This is a genomic window from Streptomyces sp. NBC_01476 (assembly GCF_036227265.1).
Lineage (GTDB): Bacteria > Actinomycetota > Actinomycetes > Streptomycetales > Streptomycetaceae > Actinacidiphila.
Genome location: NZ_CP109446.1, coordinates 3,500,674 through 3,517,783 on the forward strand (window position 1 = coordinate 3,500,674; position 17,110 = coordinate 3,517,783).

At 69.6% G+C, this 17,110-nt stretch carries 18 protein-coding genes and 1 riboswitch; of the genes, 10 read left to right on the forward strand and 8 right to left on the reverse strand.

The features are described 5' to 3' along the window. Positions 1-4: 4 nt before the first annotated feature. Positions 5-574, forward strand: coding sequence for a Uma2 family endonuclease (locus OG552_RS15395; protein ID WP_329133255.1), 570 nt, complete (start codon positions 5-7; stop codon positions 572-574). A 70-nt stretch (positions 575-644) separates the two neighbouring features. Here the strand turns inward: OG552_RS15395 and OG552_RS15400 are convergent, their stop codons facing one another. After that, the gene (locus OG552_RS15400) at positions 645-1,562 is read right to left on the reverse strand and encodes a hypothetical protein (protein WP_329133257.1); all 918 of its coding nucleotides are present in this window, start codon (positions 1,560-1,562) and stop codon (positions 645-647) included. Between the two features lie 179 nt (positions 1,563-1,741). Between OG552_RS15400 and OG552_RS15405 the strand changes: the two genes are divergently transcribed. From OG552_RS15405 to OG552_RS15415, 3 genes are all read left to right on the forward strand, one after another. Further along, entirely contained in the window at positions 1,742-2,995 is a 1,254-nt protein-coding gene (locus OG552_RS15405; protein WP_329133259.1) for a helix-turn-helix domain-containing protein, read from the forward strand. A gap of 228 nt (positions 2,996-3,223) precedes the next feature. Then, positions 3,224-3,610, forward strand: coding sequence for a hypothetical protein (locus tag OG552_RS15410; protein WP_329133260.1), 387 nt, complete (start codon positions 3,224-3,226; stop codon positions 3,608-3,610). Between the two features lie 54 nt (positions 3,611-3,664). Further along, entirely contained in the window at positions 3,665-4,201 is a 537-nt protein-coding gene (locus tag OG552_RS15415; RefSeq protein ID WP_329133262.1) for a DUF6907 domain-containing protein, read from the forward strand. A gap of 264 nt (positions 4,202-4,465) precedes the next feature. Here the strand turns inward: OG552_RS15415 and OG552_RS15420 are convergent, their stop codons facing one another. Both OG552_RS15420 and OG552_RS15425 read right to left on the reverse strand, forming a co-directional pair. Continuing rightward, entirely contained in the window at positions 4,466-5,557 is a 1,092-nt protein-coding gene (locus OG552_RS15420) for an MrcB family domain-containing protein (RefSeq protein WP_329133264.1), read from the reverse strand. A 36-nt stretch (positions 5,558-5,593) separates the two neighbouring features. Beyond that, positions 5,594-5,998, reverse strand: a complete 405-nt coding sequence (locus OG552_RS15425; protein WP_329133266.1) for a hypothetical protein — start codon at positions 5,996-5,998, stop codon at positions 5,594-5,596. 245 nt (positions 5,999-6,243) lie between these two features. Here OG552_RS15425 and OG552_RS15430 point away from each other — a divergent pair, with 245 nt between their 5' ends. The 5 genes from OG552_RS15430 (at position 6,244) to OG552_RS15450 (ending at position 8,899) form a co-directional block, all read left to right on the forward strand. Continuing rightward, entirely contained in the window at positions 6,244-7,092 is an 849-nt protein-coding gene (locus OG552_RS15430) for a helix-turn-helix domain-containing protein (RefSeq protein WP_329133268.1), read from the forward strand. Further along, entirely contained in the window at positions 7,089-7,310 is a 222-nt protein-coding gene (locus tag OG552_RS15435; protein WP_329133270.1) for a DUF397 domain-containing protein, read from the forward strand. Before OG552_RS15430 ends, OG552_RS15435 begins: the two co-directional genes overlap by 4 nt. Positions 7,311-7,526: 216 nt before the next feature. After that, the gene (locus tag OG552_RS15440) at positions 7,527-7,715 is read left to right on the forward strand and encodes a hypothetical protein (RefSeq protein ID WP_329140843.1); all 189 of its coding nucleotides are present in this window, start codon (positions 7,527-7,529) and stop codon (positions 7,713-7,715) included. Beyond that, a complete protein-coding gene (locus OG552_RS15445) occupies positions 7,690-8,451 on the forward strand; it encodes an FAD-dependent oxidoreductase (RefSeq protein ID WP_329133272.1) in 762 nt (253 codons plus the stop codon). Before OG552_RS15440 ends, OG552_RS15445 begins: the two co-directional genes overlap by 26 nt. Before the next feature lie 145 nt (positions 8,452-8,596). Then, positions 8,597-8,899, forward strand: coding sequence for a hypothetical protein (locus tag OG552_RS15450; protein WP_329133274.1), 303 nt, complete (start codon positions 8,597-8,599; stop codon positions 8,897-8,899). Between the two features lie 237 nt (positions 8,900-9,136). On the opposite strand, the gene OG552_RS15455 is transcribed toward OG552_RS15450, so the two are convergent. Continuing rightward, positions 9,137-10,465, reverse strand: a complete 1,329-nt coding sequence (locus OG552_RS15455) for a M23 family metallopeptidase (RefSeq protein ID WP_329133276.1) — start codon at positions 10,463-10,465, stop codon at positions 9,137-9,139. A 12-nt stretch (positions 10,466-10,477) separates the two neighbouring features. Continuing rightward, positions 10,478-10,614, reverse strand: a riboswitch (cyclic di-AMP (ydaO/yuaA leader). A gap of 393 nt (positions 10,615-11,007) precedes the next feature. On the opposite strand from OG552_RS15455, the gene OG552_RS15460 reads away from it, so the two are divergent. Further along, positions 11,008-11,664 (forward strand): N-acetylmuramoyl-L-alanine amidase, encoded by a 657-nt coding sequence (locus tag OG552_RS15460; protein ID WP_329133278.1) that lies wholly within the window; start codon positions 11,008-11,010, stop codon positions 11,662-11,664. A gap of 5 nt (positions 11,665-11,669) precedes the next feature. Here the strand turns inward: OG552_RS15460 and OG552_RS15465 are convergent, their stop codons facing one another. The 4 genes from OG552_RS15465 to OG552_RS15480 form a co-directional block, all read right to left on the reverse strand. Next, positions 11,670-12,269 carry a DUF4240 domain-containing protein gene (locus OG552_RS15465; RefSeq protein ID WP_329133280.1) on the reverse strand — a complete coding sequence of 200 codons (600 nt, stop codon included), beginning with the start codon at positions 12,267-12,269 and terminating at the stop codon, positions 11,670-11,672. Positions 12,270-12,602: 333 nt separating this feature from the next. Continuing rightward, positions 12,603-14,414 (reverse strand): L-lactate permease, encoded by a 1,812-nt coding sequence (locus tag OG552_RS15470; protein WP_329133282.1) that lies wholly within the window; start codon positions 14,412-14,414, stop codon positions 12,603-12,605. Continuing rightward, positions 14,411-15,997, reverse strand: coding sequence for a (Fe-S)-binding protein (locus OG552_RS15475; protein ID WP_329133283.1), 1,587 nt, complete (start codon positions 15,995-15,997; stop codon positions 14,411-14,413). The genes OG552_RS15470 and OG552_RS15475 overlap by 4 nt, the downstream gene beginning before the upstream one ends. Next, complete coding sequence (locus tag OG552_RS15480) at positions 15,997-17,109, reverse strand: FAD-binding oxidoreductase (RefSeq protein ID WP_329133285.1); 1,113 nt, start codon at positions 17,107-17,109, stop codon at positions 15,997-15,999. Before OG552_RS15480 ends, OG552_RS15475 begins: the two co-directional genes overlap by 1 nt. Position 17,110 lies beyond the last annotated feature (1 nt).

The following is a 17,110-nucleotide window of genomic DNA, read 5'->3' on the forward strand; positions in this document are numbered from 1 at the left end:
ATCCATGGACTACGAGCGTCTCCGCGCCATCGCCGAGGAACTGGCCGTACACGCGCCGGACGGCGTTCGCGGCTACGAAATCCGCGGCGACGAAATCGTCATGATGATGTCGCCGTCAAGGCCACACGAGCTGAACGCGTTGCGCATCCGTCAGCAGCTCGACCAGCAACTCGACCCTTCTCTCGTCGCCCACACCGGAGGGGAAGTGGAGGACCCGTCGCTCGGCCGGCTGCGCCGTCCCGATGTGATCGTCGTCCCCTACGCGGCCTTCAACGAAGACACCATGGATCCCTTCCACCCCCAGGACGTGGCTCTGGTCGTGGAGGTGGTGTCGCCTTCGAATCACTCCAACGACTACGTCGAAAAGGTCCAGGACTACTCGGCGATGGGCATCGAGAGCTATCTCCTGGTCGACCCTCGCAAGAGCACCATCACCGTCTTCACCGACCCCGGGTCAGGCCCTGAGGGGCCCCGCTACCGCGCGCAGCACGACTACGCCTTCGGTGACCCCATCACTGTCGGCCCCTGGGTCCTCGCCACCACCGAGCTCCGGCCGTACCCAAATCCGGCCTGATACCCCTCCGGGTCGAGGGACTTCGGAGTCACGCTGGGGGCTGCCGAGGCCGCGGGCGCTGGTATCCCGGTCAGGCAGGAGCCGCGACTCCTCGTGCCCGGTTGCGGAGCAGCGCTCGGATCCCTGCGGCATGTTCGGCAACCGTTTCCGGCGGCAGGGGTGCCGGCTTGGGGGTTGCGGGCGAACCGGAGCAGGTGGGGCAAGTGCCCTGGTCGTGGCCGCGTGGCAGAGGGTCCCGGCAAGTCCCGCACTCAGCAAGAGCTGCGGCCAATGGGGAGCCCTGGCGCTTACGGAGTGTGGGGCGTTTGCGGACGAGCCGGTTGGCGAGGATCGCTCGTGCGCTGTGGATGACGGGCGGAAGTCCGCTGGTCAGCAGGGAGCGGGCGTCCCGTTCGGGCACGCCTTCCTCAACCCACTGGGCGGCGAGCGGAGCGAGGGCGAGCGTATCGGCCGCGTTGAGGGCGAGTCTGGGTTCGGCGCGGGTCAAGCGCGCGAGCAGGGAGGCACCGCGGGCCAACGCCTCCGGCGTCGTGTGGGCAACTGCCGCCGCTTCGATCGCCTGGGCCCCGCGGCCTGGCCGCTGCCGGGGGAGGGTGGGTTCTTCCCCCGGGTTCTTCTTGGGTTTCGCTCCCGCCTTCCCGACCGCCGGACCACCGGTTCCCGCCGATGCGGGAAGCGGCGCCCCACCGGCCTTCGGCGTATCGAAAACGAGTGTCTCCGTGCGGACCTGGCCGCTGCTCTCGTCCCGCACTGTGCGGCGCACGTAGTAGCCGAGCGCGATCAGCTCATCCACCGCCTTGGCAACGCCCCGACGGCCGAGCCCGGGATTCTTGTCGGCGAGGGAGCGTACGTCCTCGCGGGCACCGTCCGGCAGGGACAACAGGTAAGCCAGGATGCCTCGCGCGGTGAAGCTGAGCCGGCGGTCCCGTAGGACCTCGTTGCCCAGCACGGTAAAGGCACGCGTGCGCGCGCTAAGGTTGATGCGCATCGAAGGTCTCGCTTCGGTGTCGGACCCCGGGGTGTTGGTAGCACCGCCGGGGTCACCTGTACGTGTTCGGGGGAGAACTTAGCGTAACGTACCGCCCCGATGAATATCCAATCGCATCAGCGGAGAACCGTCCTGCGCCCTACCCTGACAGTGACGAAGCTGCAAGGAGAGGCAAGGCCGTGACGCCTTCAAGCGATACACCGGACCCGTACGCCGACCCACTGGTCTTCGGTCAGCGCCTCCAGATCCTCCGGAATCGGAGGGGCCTCACCCGCGATCAGTTGGGCGGCCTGCTGGGACGCTCCGCATCGTGGGTCAAGGGTGTCGAGAGCGGTCGGTTGAAGACACCGAAGCTCGAACTGATCCTCGGCATCGCCGAAATCCTACGCGTACGCGATCTAGCCGAACTGACGGGCAGTCAGACCGTTCACGTGGATCTGTTTGCCGGCCCAGGGCATCCCCGGCTCCCTGCCGTGAAGGCCGCGGTCGATGCCTTCCCCGTCTCCACCCCCCACGAGGCGCCGCCGACTGCACACCTACGGGCACGGCTTGACCGCGCCTGGGCCGCACGGCACAAGTCGCCCAACCACCGCGATGTGGTGGGAGCTCTCCTGCCAGATCTGATCCGGGACGCGCAGACCGCTGTCCGACAGGCTGACCGGGCCGGAGAACGCCGTGCAGCTCAGGCCATCCTGAGTGAGTCGTATGCGTTGTGCCAGTTCTTCGTCGCTTACCAGCCCGACGCGCCGTTGCTGTGGCGAGTGGCGGAACGCGGCCTGATCTCAGCCCAAGAGAGCGAAGATCCACGGGCTATCGGCGTGGCTGCCTGGCTGGCCACTCAGGCTCACCGGGACTCTGGCTATGCCCACTTCGACGCCGCCGATGCGGTGAACTTGGCAACACTCGCGCACCTGACGCCCCTCCTGCCGGATGCCCCCAACCAGGTTCTCGCCATCGCCGGCGCGTTGACCTTTGAGGCCGGATATACAGCGGCACGGCGAGGCGAAACCGGAACTGCGTGGCGATACTGGGACCAAGCTCGCGCCATAGCTGAGCGCTTGCCTGCCGACTTCTATGACCCGGTCACTTCATTCTCGCGGGCAATCATGGGGGCTCACGCCGTCACCGTGGCTGTCGAGTTGCACGCCGGCGGCGAATCCGTACGACAGGCCGCCGCCGCCGATGCGGTGACGATCCCGTCCCGGCCACGTCGTGCTCGCCACCGCATCGAGGAAGCACGCGGCTACCAACTGGATGGCCAACCGGATGCGGCCCTGGCCACCCTAGATAAGGCACATGAGGCTGCGCCGGAGACGATCAAGTACAACGGATATGCGAAGCGGATCGTCCTGGAGGAGGCCGAGTCGAAGATCCCCGCTCGCAGGCGCCGGGCGTCCGAACTCGCCGAAAAGATGGGTCTGCTGGCGGCGTGAACGAGGGGGCACAATCTGTGCCCCTGTTAGGCGCTGACTGCTCGTAACGTCATTGGTCAAGAAGCCCCCTCGCGACCGCATGCCGGTCTGGGTGGCCGGACCAACCTGACGAAGGCGGGCGGACATGCAGGAGATTATTGGGCCTTGGTTCGACCGGGCGGGGGCCGTGGACGGAACGGCCGTAAGGCCGTCCGGAGCTGGACTGAGCTCTTTCGGCGAGCTACCCCGGTGAACCTGCGACTGCTTCCCTGGACCGGCGAGGATGGCAAGCCCTCCTACTATCCAGATACGGGCCAGGCGGACTCCTTTATTTCCCGACTGGCGGACAACTTGGAGTCCGTCCAGATGGGGATGGCCGAGGACCTGTTGAACGACATTACGGAGATCCTCGCAGCCGATGCCTTGTCCGAGACGGTGCTGCTCAACGTGATCGCGGCGCTGAGCAGTTCGCTGCGGGACGTCATCCGTGTGGCGGAGAGCCGGGGCCGACGTCTCGCGCCGCCGGACGCGGACGATGACGAGCCGTCACGTGCCGCAGACGCGGTCATCGATCGAGAGATCGCCCGGCGACCAGCGACTTCCAGTCAGGCTGCATCGGTCAACCGTCCCTTATAGAAGCCCCCTCGACCACACGCTTGGATGCGGAATTCGGCAGGAGTTCTCGTGCGCATGACAGCAACAGCCACTAGCGGGACGGCTATTGCCCCCGATTTATCCACTGGTGAGGAGCAGCGCCGCACCACCGTGCGTGCGCGCTCGGTCCACACATGGACCATTTCCACCACTAGCGGCTATACCGCGACGGGATATCTTCCCTCGTGGGCGGAAAACGATCCCAGTGACGCCAATCTGCCTCTGAAACTGCTGACGACCCGAATAGCCGACATCAGTCACCGTCGGTTCTTTGAGGGTAAGAAGATGCTTGTCGTTGCTCCGGATGCGAAGGGGGTGGCGGAGGAGGAGCACGTCCTCCGCGGTAGTATCGACTGCAATCCCTATGCCGACGACCCCCGGGCACGGGTGCCGGTCTTCAACATCCAACTCTACCCTGACTACTGGCTACTCGGCCTCGACCCGGAGCAAGTCGGCGAGGTGGCCGCACAATTGCGCGCTCAAGCCGAACTTTTCGATGACACGGTACGACCAGCGCTGATTGATGCCCGCGACGACTGGCAGAAGAATCACACCCAATTCGTCGGCCACTAGGTATTCGCGCAGGGAGAGATTCCTGGGCCCGTGCCGCTAATTAAACTCCCACCCCCGCCGGACGTCGCCTTCCGCAGCCCAACCCCCGGTTTGGTATCCCGGCAGGGGCAGGAGCATCCGATGAATGAGAGGGACAGCCGGGACTCGGGCATTCGCATAAGGCGAGCTCCCCCACGGAAAGTCACGTGATGGGAAGATGCCACAAATCATGCCCGGACCTCGTCGCTCACGGAAACCTCACCCAAGCGACCCACCCATCCGCCCTCACGCCAGGCCCCACTCGCTGGCCAGTGCGCTGCCCTCCCAGCCAAAGGGCGTCCACCAGACGGATCCGATGTTGATCGTCTCCAGGAACTGGGCGTAACCGTCGCCGATCGACTCGGTGAAGACACCGAGAAGATGCGGAGCCGGCTTGGCTTTGGCCAGGTAGAGGAAGTGCCGGTAGGTGAGTAGTTGACCGGTGGCCTCGCGAACGGCTTGCGTCGCGTTCCCCGAGTAAACCGTCTTTACCTCGACTAGCCACTCCGTGCTGTCTTTCCGCAAGGTGAGGTCTCGTGGGTGCACATTCGTGTTGGCGGTGAAGCCGCGCTCCTGTGCCGCGAGGCCGAACTCCTTGACCAGCGCCTCATGATCGCGGCGCTTGGTCAGGGTCTTCCCGGCGATGTGCGCCACGTAGTCACTGGCATCTTTGGGCTTGAACCGCTCGACGGGATCCCCTGCCTGCATGATGCGCTCAGCTGCAGCGAAGTCTCGCTCTTCGCTCTCCGACCGGGTTGCCCGCAGGTGTTTCGCTTGGTTGAGCGTGGAGAGATCCAGCAACTCGGTCATGTGCGAGAGATCCGATCGGAGTTCGGCCTCCGACGGCAGATCAGCAAGTACGTAGCGGCGCGTTGCTACGGCGCCAGCTTCGTACGCACGCTGGCGATACTCCGAACAGGCGAGATCCATCGGCTCCCGCCAACGCCCGTCCTGCAAGGGAGGAAGCTCACCAACGAGGCGCTCAACCTCCTTCTCCAGGGCCGTTCTCGCACCGGCTCGCCCCAATTGCTCCTGAAGCACCGTGACCCCTTGATTCAACGCCAAGGTCACCGTCTTCAAGTCCGCGGCGAAGAGGTAGACGATGTAGAGGCCCTTCTTCGCATCCAGGGTCGCGCGGGGCGAGAAAACGCCAACCCAGGGGGTGAGTCCGCCGCCTCCGTTCCCACCGTTGCCAGTGACCACCCAGCCCGCTGGAACATACGGTGCAAAATGGGTGGGTGCAGCACGTAGGAGATCCTGTGCGTGCACCCCTTTGCGGGTGCCCAAGGCGTGGTCGTAGGTGGCGCCAACATCAGCAAGGAAGTCCCGGATGTTCATGCGTCCACGATAGATACGACTCGCCGACCACGCCGGTCAATTTCGCTCCGGGCCAGCGCCCTCTTCCCGGACGGGCAGCACCGCCGAGGAGACGATCTCCGCAACCTGGCCGAGAAAACGGACCCGGACAGCGGTGGCAATTGCCTCCAACCGTCTCAGAACATGGCACACCGCATCCTCGGCGGCAACATCTGGGCCTGGTTGGATCTCCGTCCAGTCGGTGAGCACTGAGTGGACGTACACCTCGGGGCAGACCTCAACGGACACCAGAAGGACATCCCGTTCATCGTCCAAGACCTGGTAGATCGCAACATCGGACAGGACTCCATGCTCGTGCGCGGCGAGGAGAAGTGCCTCCAATCGGAACGAGTCGCACCATACGTCCCCCGAGCCCCCGAACTCATCGAGTATCTGCGGGAGTTGCTTCTCCAGGGCGGTCATAAGGGGCCCACCGTTGCGCCACAGGTCCGGTCGGCGGACACGTATGGGTACATCGGGCAACCCCTCTCACGGCCGGCGGCCGTCACATGGCGTATGCACACCGTGGCAGTCTGAGAATGATTATGCCACTGAGAAGTCTCACCATGAAACTTCTCATGGACTGGGGCTCGAAGGATCGCTGGAGCACCAAGTCCCCCACCACATAGCCTCGTCCTGGCTTTGAGCTCAGGAAGGAGCGCCGCCGCGTGAAGACCGGTCCCACCACTCGCCGTCGCCAACTGGGAGCGACCCTGCGCAAACTGCGGGAGCGCAAGGGCATGACGCTCGAAGAGGCAGGGAAGCTCGTCGGCGTCTCGAAGGCGACCATCAGTCGCTACGAGACAAAAGATGGCCCGGTCAGGTGGCCCGTCGTCGATGCACTGTGCCGTGAGTACGAGGCAACTGAGGCAGAGCGCGCAGCAGTTGTGAGCTGGGCGAAGGCGGCGAGGGAACAGGGCTGGTGGACTTCGTTCGGCGGGCCGCTTCCCGAGACGCTGAACTTCTTGCTCACCCTGGAAGACGAAGCCGCCCGCGAAGACCACTTCGCCACCATCTACGTTCCGGGGTTGCTGCAGACCCCTGGGTACATCAAAGCGGTTATTCAGGCCTCGGAGACGCGGTACTCAGCTGATGAGGTGGACCGCCAAGTCGCCATCCGCATGAAGCGGCAGGAAATCCTCCATCGCGCGCAGCCCCCGCACCTGTGGGCCGTTCTCGATGAGTCGGTCGTCCGGCGGGTTGTTGGCGGGCCCGACGTCATGCGCGCCCAACTCACCCACCTGGCAGATTGCACCGAGTCGCCGAACATCACCATCCAGATCTTCCCGTTCGCAACCGGCGCGCACGCCACAGCGATGGGTAGTTTCGTCATTCTCGGTGGGCCCGAAGCTTCCATGGACGTGGTCTACGTGGACTTCCACACAGGGGCTCTGTTCCTGGAGACAGAAGAGGAGCTCGCCACCTACCGGGGGGCCTTCGACTACCTGCGTGCCCGGGCGCTGAGTCCGGCTGAATCCCTGGCAGCCATCCATCGAGCGCGTAAGGAGATGCAGTGAGCGACCGACGCGAGTGGTTCAAGTCCTCTTACAGCGGTGGCGCCAACACCGAATGCGTCGAAACGGCACTCCGCGATCGTGGTGTGGACGTCCGCGACGCGAAGAACCCCGAAGGGCCCGTGCTGACCTTTTCGCGGGCGGGCTGGGCGGCATTCATCAGGGCCGTCCGGGCCGGAGAAGTGGGCTTCCGCGTCTCTGAGCCGCGCGCGCCGAAGTGAAGATGTCACGGCGGAAGGTGGCCGCCTTACCGCCAAGGGAACGTCACTGCTCACCACCGGCCGTTGACCTGCGGTGCCGCCAGCGCAACCCGCACGTCCGCAGCTTCCTGCCGGAACTGGAACGCGGCCTCGCCAAGCACCGCGCCCAGCCCGCAGCCACACGCTAGGGTCCGTCCTGTGGCCGAGGCAGAGCAGGTAAGCGTCATTGGGGCCGGCGTGTCCGGCCTGACCACTGCCGTCGTCCTCGCGGAGGCCGGGGTACGCGTCCACGTGATTGCTGCGGAGTGGCCTGGCCGGACCTCGCTGGCAGCCGGCGCCATGTGGGGGGCCCTACCTGGTCGAGCCCGAGGAGAAGGTCGACGAGTGGAGCCGGCAGTCCTTGGGGATCTTCCGCACGCTGGCTGACGATCCGAGCGCTGGGGTCCGTATCACCCCCGGCATCGAAGCCTCCCGGCACACTGGCACCCCGCCTGACTGGGCGACGACGCTGCCCGGCTTCCTGCCCTGCACCCCTGCCGCACTACCCCCGAGCTTCACGACTGGCTACCGGTTCGAGGTCCCCCTTGTCGACATGCCCGTCTACCTCGCTCACCTCCATACTCGCCTGATCGCCACCGGCGCCACGATCGCCAAGGGCAAGGTGACAGACCTGGACGATCCCAGGCTCGGCCCCGTCGTGGTCAACTGTGCCGGTCTCGGCTCACGCCAACTCGCGAACGACAGCACCCTCCGCCCCATTCGCGGCCAGCACGTCATCGTCACCAACCCCGGGATCACCGAGTTCTTCTCCGAGGACACCGGCACCTCCCCCGACCTGCTGTGCATCTACCCCCACGGCGACACCGTCGTCCTGGGCGGCACCGCCGTCGACGGCCGCGAAGACCTGAACCCCGACCCAGCAGCAGCCGACGCCATCCTGAGCCGATGCACGGCTGTCGAACCCCGCCTCGCCGGCGCCCGCGTACTTGCACACCGCGTCGGCGTCCGCCCGACTCGCGCAGTCGTCCGCGTCGAAGTCGAGGAGCGCCCCAGCGGCCGAACTGTCCTTCACAACTACGGCCACGGTGGCGCCGGCGTCACCCTCTCCTGGGGTTGTGCCCGCGACATTCAGCGCCTCCTGGGGCGCACGGGTCCGTGCTGACCTTTTCGCGGGCGGGCTGGGCGGCATTCATCAGGGCGGTCCGGGCCGGAGAAGTGGGCTTCCGCGTCTGACCTGCCGCGTCGGCGGCCCGGGGTCGGGGTTAGCCTCGGGGGATCTGGTGGTGAGGTGGGAGGAGGCAGGTCGGATGGCTGGGGTGTTGGGGAGTGCGGCGGCTGCGGGTGGGCTGATCGGTGGGTACGGGGTCGCGCGGTGGACGAAGCGGCGGGAGTTGGGGGGCGTGGCGCTGGCCGCGGCCGGCGCGGTGGCGGCGCGGGAGTGGAAGCGGCGGGCCGGGACGGGGGTCGCCGTGGGGATGACCGGCGCGTATCTGGCCGCGTTCGCCGGGGCCCATCCGCTGGCGAAGAAGGTCGGCGCGTGGCCGGCGGTGTTCGCCGTTGCGGGCGGGGTGGCGGTGGCGTCCTGGGCGCTGTCGGGGCGCGGCGAGTAGTCCTCCTGGTCGCTTACGGGGAGGGCCGTAACCCTGCCCGCGCCGCGTATGACGGTCCCGTAGCGTCGGCCCCGGAACCGTACGCAGGGCAAGCCGCGACGGCCCCTACCCCGTACGCGGGCTCGTGACGCCGGGCCCCGGCCTCATTCCGTACTGCCCCCGGGCCGTAAGCAGACCGGCGGCCCTGGCTGGGGGGGAGTAGCCAGGGCCGCCGGGGTTCAGGGGGCAGGGCGGGGGTCAGACGTGTACGTCGTGGGCGGTGAGCCACGGCAGGGGGTCCACCGCGTCCGCGCCGCCCGGGCGGACTTCGAGGTGGAGGTGCGGCGCCGGGACGTTGCCGGTCGCGCCGACCCGGCCGATCGTGTCGCCGGTCGTGACCCGCCCCGAGGTGACGACCATCGTCGAGAGGTGGCAGTACCAGAGCTCGGTGCCGTCGTCGAGCGTGACCACGACCCGGTAGCCGGACGCCCCCGCCCAGCCGGCCGAGGTGACCGTACCGCCGTGCACGGCATGCACCGGCGTGCCGGTGGGTGCGTCGAAGTCCTGGCCCGCGTGGATGTTGCCCCACAGGTCGGCCTCGCCGAAGCCCGCGGTGAGGGTGTAGCAGGAGACGGGCTTGATGTACGAGGCCGCGAGGCGGGCGAGGCGTTCGGCCTCGGCTTTCGCGGCGGCTTCCGTCTCGGCCTTCTCCTTCGCCTCGGCGGCGGCCTTCGCGGCGGCGGCCTGCTCCCGTACCTTCTGCGCGGCCGCGGCCCGGGCCGCCTGGTCGGCGGCGGCCTTCGCGGCGGCTTCGCGCTCGGCGCGGGCGACGGCCTCGCGGGCCTCGGTGGCGTGCGTGACGATGCGGGTGAGGAGCGCCTCGCCCGGGTCCGCGAGCGGTGTGCGGGCGGCTTCCGGCGGCAGGGGGACCGCACCGGACGGCGCCGGCAGCGCGACGGACGCCTCGGGCAGCGCGACAGGCACGGCGGGCGCGACAGACACGGCCGGCGCCGCGGGCACGGCGGCGGCGCCGGGGACCTCAGCCGCGCCGGGTACGTCAGGTACGTCGGGCGCATCCGGTACGGAGACGGGCACCGGTGCCGGAGCCGTTGCGGTGCCGGCCGCGGTGGCCACCCCGCTCGCCCCGACCGCCGCCATCGCCGCTATGCCGAGGACCGCCGAGCCGCGCGCCAGGGTCCGCTGGCGCGGAAGCGGCACCGGGGCAGAATCCGGGAGCGGCTCCCGGACCGGCTCCCGGACCGGCTCTGAGGCGGGGAGCGGTGCGGGAAGCTGCGCCGGCATCGAGGCGGATATCTCAGCGGGGAGTGAGCCTCGCCCGGTCGCGTCGTCAGTGCCGGAACCGGTGCCGGAACCGGTGCCGTAACCGGTCCCGGAACCGGCGCCGAAGTAAGTGCCCGGCTCGGTTCCGAAGTCGGTGCCCCGTTCGGTACGGACGCCGGCGGTGCCGGAACCGGTGCCCGAACCGGCGCCGAAGTCGCCACGGAAGTCGGTACGGAACTCGTCCCGCTCCCCGGCCGCCTCGTTCTCGGGCCGGGCAGGTGCGTAGGCAGGCTGGTTCGACGCCACCGCGGGCGCACTCCTTTCCTTCCCTCTCGCCTACCGGGTTAGCTGACGGGTTCGGAGCAGGAAGGTCTCCTACGGGCCTGGTCGCTGCCCGATTCACCCCAGATGTTGGGTCCCCGGTTCCCGCGGACGGGATTCGGCAAGCGCACGGTGCCGCCTCTTACGACGGTGTTGACGACCGCGCTGCGTTATCGAACGTTAATAGAGCCGGAGACGTTTTCCAAGCCGAATCGGAGAGTTGGGGGTGGTCAGCAAGAGGACATGCGCAGGTCCATCCGGGCAAAACAGGCACCTGGCGTGGCCGGGTGGTGATGTGAGCGTGTGTCAGTCGTTATCCGGAGCGGTCGGACTGGCTACCGTCGGTGATCAATCGTGAACGAAACGAGACGACGGAGGTCCCCACGACGGACGAGTGCCAGTGGTCTGGTCCTGTGCCAAGGGGCGAATCGCTTGTGAGGCCGGACGCAAGGGCCGCACGATGGTCTCGCTGTTGTCATGGACCCGCTCAATTCAGCCCTGCGACCGCACACCCCAGGGAGCCCGCCATGGTACGACCCAGCCGCCCCCAACTCCCTTACGCCTCCAGCCGGTCCGCCCCACCGGACACCCCCACCCGCCGCTCGCTGCTGCGCGGCGGCCTCGCCCTGGGCGCGGCGGCCGGCGCGGTCGCCGCCGGCCAGCTCTGGGGCGGCGCGGGCGGTGCGCACGCGGCCGGCGTCGACTACCCCGGCGCCACCTGGGCGCCGGCCAGCCCCGCCAACTACACGGCCTCGGACCGCCCTTCGACGTACCCGATCGACCTCGTGGTGATCCACGTGACCCAGGAGACGTTCGCCGACACCATCTCCCTCTTCCAGGACCCCGCCCACGCCGCCACGGCCCACTACGTCGTCCGCTCCGCCGACGGCGCCGTCGACCAGTGCGTCCGCGAACACGACGTCGCCTGGCACGCCGGCAACTGGGACTACAACACCCGCAGCATCGGCATCGAACACGAGGGCTGGGTCGACGACCCCTCCTACTTCACCGACGCGATGTACCACGCCTCGGCCCTCCTGACCGGCGCCATCTGCGACACGTACGGCATCCCCAAGGACCGCGAGCACATCATCGGCCACGTCGAGGTCCCCGGCACCGACCACACCGACCCCGGCCCCAACTGGGACTGGCCCCGCTACCTCCGCCTGCTCAACGGGGGCTGAGCCGGTCAGGGGAGGGGGAACATCGCGGTCAGGCGGGGGAGGCGGCGGGTGGATTCGGGCTCGTCGAGGACGGACCAGCGGGTGCCGGAGGGGGTGAGGCCGGGCGGGGTGCGGGTGGTGGAGTCGGCGGCGAGGAGGGTGCGGGCGGCGGCGTGGAAGGCGTCCCCGCAGTCGTCGAAGGTGCCGGTGAGCTGTTCGTAGGCCGCGGGGGCGAGGTGGGAGAGCGTTTCCCACTGGGGCCAGGCGTCGGCGGGCCAGGCAGCGCGCGGCAGGCTGGACAGGCGCAGGACCTCCGGGGCGTAGGCGAGGACGTCGGCGTCGGTGAGGGCCGCCTCGAAGACCGGGCGGCCGAGGCTGACCATCCACTGCTGGAAGGAGCAGAACGCGTCGTCGGAGCACCAGCCGCCGAGGATGCGGTCGGCGGCGGCCCACAGGTTCCAGGTGAAGGCCTCGCCGGTGACGCTGTCGAGACACGCCTGGAAGGCGATGACGTCCGGTGGGGGGAGAAGGAGGAGCGCGTCGCGGAGCCATGCGTCCCGCTTGTCGCCGCTGAGCCCCTGGCGTCTGCAGTCCGCGATGAGAGTCCAGAATTGGTCCGTCTCCATACCAGCGACTATGCCAGGGGCCTGCGACAAAGTACCCCCAATTCCAGCTGATGGACGCGGAGTTGGCGGTCAGCGGGGCGGCGTGTCCGGTACCTGGCGGGGGCGGCACCACGGAAGCGGGAGAGGCGGGACAGGACCCGAGGGGAAGCCGGAAAGGCGGGGAGGGCCCATGCCGGAAACCCGCGAGGGACCCCGCCACCGGCCGAGTACGGCCGCCCCTCCCGGTCCCGTGCGGGAGAGGCGGCCGTACGTCCCGGTCCGTGACAACGACGGACGGCGACGGACGGCGACGGACGCCGGCCATGACGCCGGCCACGACGCCGGCCACGCCGATTACGGCGCCGGCACCGCCTGCGTCTTCACCACCATCCAGTCGAGCACCGGCGTGCTCTGCAGATAGACGAGCACGCACATGAACGCCAGGAACACCACGCTCCACAGGATGACCCGCCGGAAGAGGATGCCCTCGCGTCCCTCGAAGCCGACCGCCGCCGCGGCGATCGCCAGGTTCTGCGGGGAGACCATCTTGCCGAGCACACCGCCGGAGGAGTTCGCCGCGGCCATGAGTGTCGGTGACAGTCCGGCCTGGTGGGCCGCGGTGATCTGGAGCGCGCCGAAGAGCGAGTTGGAGGAGGTGTCGGAGCCGGTGACGGCGACGCCGAGCCAGCCGAGTATCGGGGAGAGGAAGGCGAAGGCGGCGCCCGCGCCGGCCACCCACAGGCCCAGCGTGGTGGTCTGGCCGGACTCGTTCATGATGTAGCCGAGCCCGAGCACCAGCATCACGGTGAGGATCGCGAACTTCAGCTGGTCCAGGGTGCGTCCGTACGCGACCAGGCCGCGGCGCAGGCCCACGCCGAGCAGCGCCATGCTGATGACCCCGGAGATGAGCAGCAGACTGCCCGCCGCGGAGAGGTAGTTGAGCTTGAAGGTGGTGGCGACCGGGTTGCCGGCCGCGTTGATGATGTGCAGTCCGGGCCAGTTGACGATGTGGGTGACCGACTCGATGCCGGTGCCGGTCTGGCCGGCCTTGGCCGGTGGCTTCCCGGTGATCGCCGGGACGCGGGTGGCCAGTACGAACACCACGATGATCGCCAGGTAGGGCGCGTACGCCTTGAAGACGTCCAGCGGGGTGTCGCGCGGGGCCGGTTCGGCCTCGGAGTCGACCCGGGTCAGGACGAGGGAGTCGGTGTGCCCGGCGGGGGCACCGTCGCCGCCGCCGGCCGGTGCGAGCGGCCGTCCGGTGCCGCCGCCGGCGCCGCCGGTCTCGAAGCCGTCGTCCTCCTCGGTCTCGGTGTACGGCTCGGCCGCCTGCCACACCCGGGTGAAAGCGAGCAGCGCGAGAGCCGAGACGAGAGCGGCGACGATGTCGGCGAGCTGTACGGACCAGAAGTTCGACGCGAGGTACTGGAAGACCGCGAAGACCACACCGCACAGCACAGCCGGCTGCCAGGTCTGCCGCAGGCCGCGCTTGCCGTCCACGATGAACACCAGGGCCAGCGGCACGAAGAGCGCCAGGACCGGGGTCTGCCGGCCGACCATCGCGCCGAGGTCGTCCACCGGCAGGCTGGTGACGCCGGCCAGGGTGGTGATGGGTGCCGCGATGGCGCCGAAGGCGACCGGCGCGGTGTTGGCGACCAGGGCCACGATCGCCGCCTTCAACGGCCGGAATCCCAGGGCGATCAGCATCACCGAGGTCATCGCGACGGGGGTGCCGAAGCCGGCCAGGGCCTCCATCAGCGCGCCGAAACAGAACGCGATGATGATGGCCTGCACCCGCCGGTCGTCGCTGATGGACGCGAACGACCTGCGCAGGACGTCGAAGTGGCCGGTCTCGACGGTGAGGTTGTAGACCCAGATCGCGTTGATGACGATCCACATGATCGGGAAGAAGCCGAACGCCGCTCCCAGCGCACCGCTGTTGAGGGCGTCGGCGAACGGCATCGAGTACCCGGCGCAGGCGATCAGTACGGCGACCGCGAGCGCGATCAGCGAGGCGAGCCACGCTCTCATCCGCAGCACGCCGAGCAGGACGAAGAGCACGAGCAGCGGGAGGATCGCGACCAGGGACGACAGCCCGAGGGAGCTGCCGATCGGGCTGTAGTCCTGTTGATAGCTGGCGAGTTGGTGACCGACGGTGTGTGTCATCTTGACCCCTTTGTCTGTACGGCTCTCCGGTCGGCGGGGGAGGTGGTGAGGGCGGTGCCGGGGCCGTCGAGGGCCTGCGCGAGCAGCCGTTCGACGGGGACGCCCCGGATGGCGGCGTCGAGCACCTGGACGGTGTGCGCGACGGGCATCCGTTCGCCCATCCGGGCGAGGGTGGTGGCGACCTGCATCCAGCAGCCAGGGTTGGCGGTGACCATGAGCCCGGCGCCGGTGCCCAGGACCGCTTTCGCCTTGCGTTCGCCGAGTTCCGCGGCGGGTTCCGGGTGCAGCAGGTTGTACGTGCCGGCACTGCCGCAGCAGATCTCGGCCTCGGGCAGTTCGCGCAGGGTCACCCCGGGGATGCCGCGCAGCAGCCGGCGGGGCTGGTCGCGGACGGCCTGGGCGTGGGCGAGGTGGCAGGCGTCCTGGTAGGCGATGCTCACTGGAAGGGGGTGGCGGGGCGCCACCGGGCCCATCTCGTCGAGGAGTTCGGTGATGTCGCGCACCTTGGCGGCCAACTGCTCGGCTCTGCGGGCCCAGTCGCCGGGTTCGTCGCGCAACTGGTGGCCGTACTCCTTGAGGTTGGAGCCGCAGCCGGCCGCGTTCACCACGATCGTGTCGACCCCGGACCGTTCGAAGGTCTCGATGACGTGCCGGGCGAAGCCGATGGCCTCCGGGGCCCGGCCGGCGTGCGCGGACAGCGCCCCGCAGCAGCCCTGGCGGCGCGGTACGACCACGTCGCAGCCTTCGGCGGCCAGCACGCGTACGGTCGCGGCGTTCACATCGGGGAAGAAGGTGCCCTGTACGCAGCCGGTGAGCAGGCCGACGGTACGGCGCCTGGTGCCCCGGGCCGGGGTCCGCTCGGGAAGTGCGGGCGCCGGGCCGAGCTTCGGTGCGAGCGCCTCCATGGCCTGGAGCGTCGCGGGCAGCCGGCGCAGCAGGCCGCTGCGGGCGATCGGCCGGCCGAGGCCGGACGCCTGGTAGAGGCGCAGCGGACCGCGCAGGAGGCGCAGGCGGCGGGGGTAGGGGAAGAGGCCGTAGACCAGGGCGCGCAGCAGGCGTTCGGCGCGCGGGCGGGCGGTGCGGCGTTCCAGCTGGGCGCGGGTGCTCTCGATCAGCTTGTCGTACTGCACCCCGGACGGGCAGGCCGTGACGCAGGCCATGCAGCCCAGGCACTGGTCGAGGTGGCGCACGCTCGACGCGTCGAAGGCGTCGCCTTCGAGCCCCGCCTTGATGATGTCGATCCGGCCGCGGGGGCTGTCCATCTCCTCGCCCCACAGGACGTAGGTGGGGCAGGTCGGCAGGCAGAATCCGCAGTGCACGCAGTCGCCCACCAGGGCGGCGTCGGGGGGCTGGTGGGCGTCGAAGGCGCTGCCCGGCGGGGGCGGGCCGTAGGCGGGCATGCCGAGTCCGACGGTGGCGCCGGCCGCGCTGGGGGCGACGGGTGTGCCCAGGGGCGCGGGGCGGCGCGGGACGGGCGCGGGGGCGGCCCATCCGGCCGGGTCGGCGGGGAGCGGGGTGGTCGCACCGGGGTTCGTGGCCGCCGGATTCGCGGCCGCCGGATTCGCGGGGGTGGGTTCTGGCATCAGAGTCCTCCGAGCAGTCGGCCGGGGGAGAGCCGGCGCGTCGGGTCGAAGCGGTCCTTGACGCGGGTCATCAGGGCGAAGGAGTCGCCCGGTGGGCCCCAGTGGTCGAGGTCCGCTCCGTCGGGGGCGGCGAGGACGACGGCCGAGCCGTCGTAGGGCGCGATGGCGGTCCGCAGCGCGGCGAGGTCGGTGCCGGCCGGTACGGTCGCGTAGGCGACACCGGTGCAGGCCGAGGCGGTGCCGGCCGCGCCGGCCGGGAGGGCGTCCAGCACGTGCGGCAGCGCGAAGGGCTCGTACGCGAGCCGCAGCACGAGCGGTCCGGCGGGACGGGCGCCGAACCAGGCGGGCGGAGCGTCGGTCACCGTCCCGCCGCCCAGCAGGCCCACTGCCGCCTCGGTCTGGTGCCCGACCGACGCGGGGATGCTCTCGAAGAGCGCGACGAGCTCCGGCTTCCCCGGCCCGAAGCGGAGTTCGACCGCGGTCGGGGTCAGGGTGGAGCGGGCCAGCAGTGCCGCGTACCGCCCGGCGGTCGCGTGGTCGGGTACGGGGACGGTGACCGCGCCCGCCGCTGGGGGCAGCGGGTGCAGCCGCCAGGTGGTGGAGGTGACGACGCCGAGTCCGCCGTGCGCGCCGGTGTAGAGCTTGCCGAGGTCGTAACCGGCGACGTTCTTCACCACTTTGCCGCCCGCGCGGGCCACCGTGCCGTCGGCGAGCACCACGGTGACGCCGATGAGCAGGTCGCGGACGGTGCCGTAGCGCAGCCGCCGGGGGCCGGAGGCGTTGGCACCGACGATGCCGCCGAGGGTGGCGCCGGGCTCGGGCGGGTCGAGGGCGAGCATCTGGCCGTGGCCGGCCAGTTCCCGCTGGAGCGCCGCCAGGGGCACACCGGCTTCGGCGACCACCACGAGGTCGCCGGGGGCGTACTCGGTGATCCGGTCGAGGCCGGTGGTCCGCAGCAGCAGGTCGCAGGAGGTGGGCGGGGCCGCCCAGCCGGTCTTGGTGCCGGCGCCGGCCGGGACGACGGTGCTGCGGGGGTCGGTGGACCTGAGCAGGTCGGCGACTTCCTTGTGGGTGGCGGGTGTCGCGGTCTGCGCCGCGGTGATGCCGGGCATC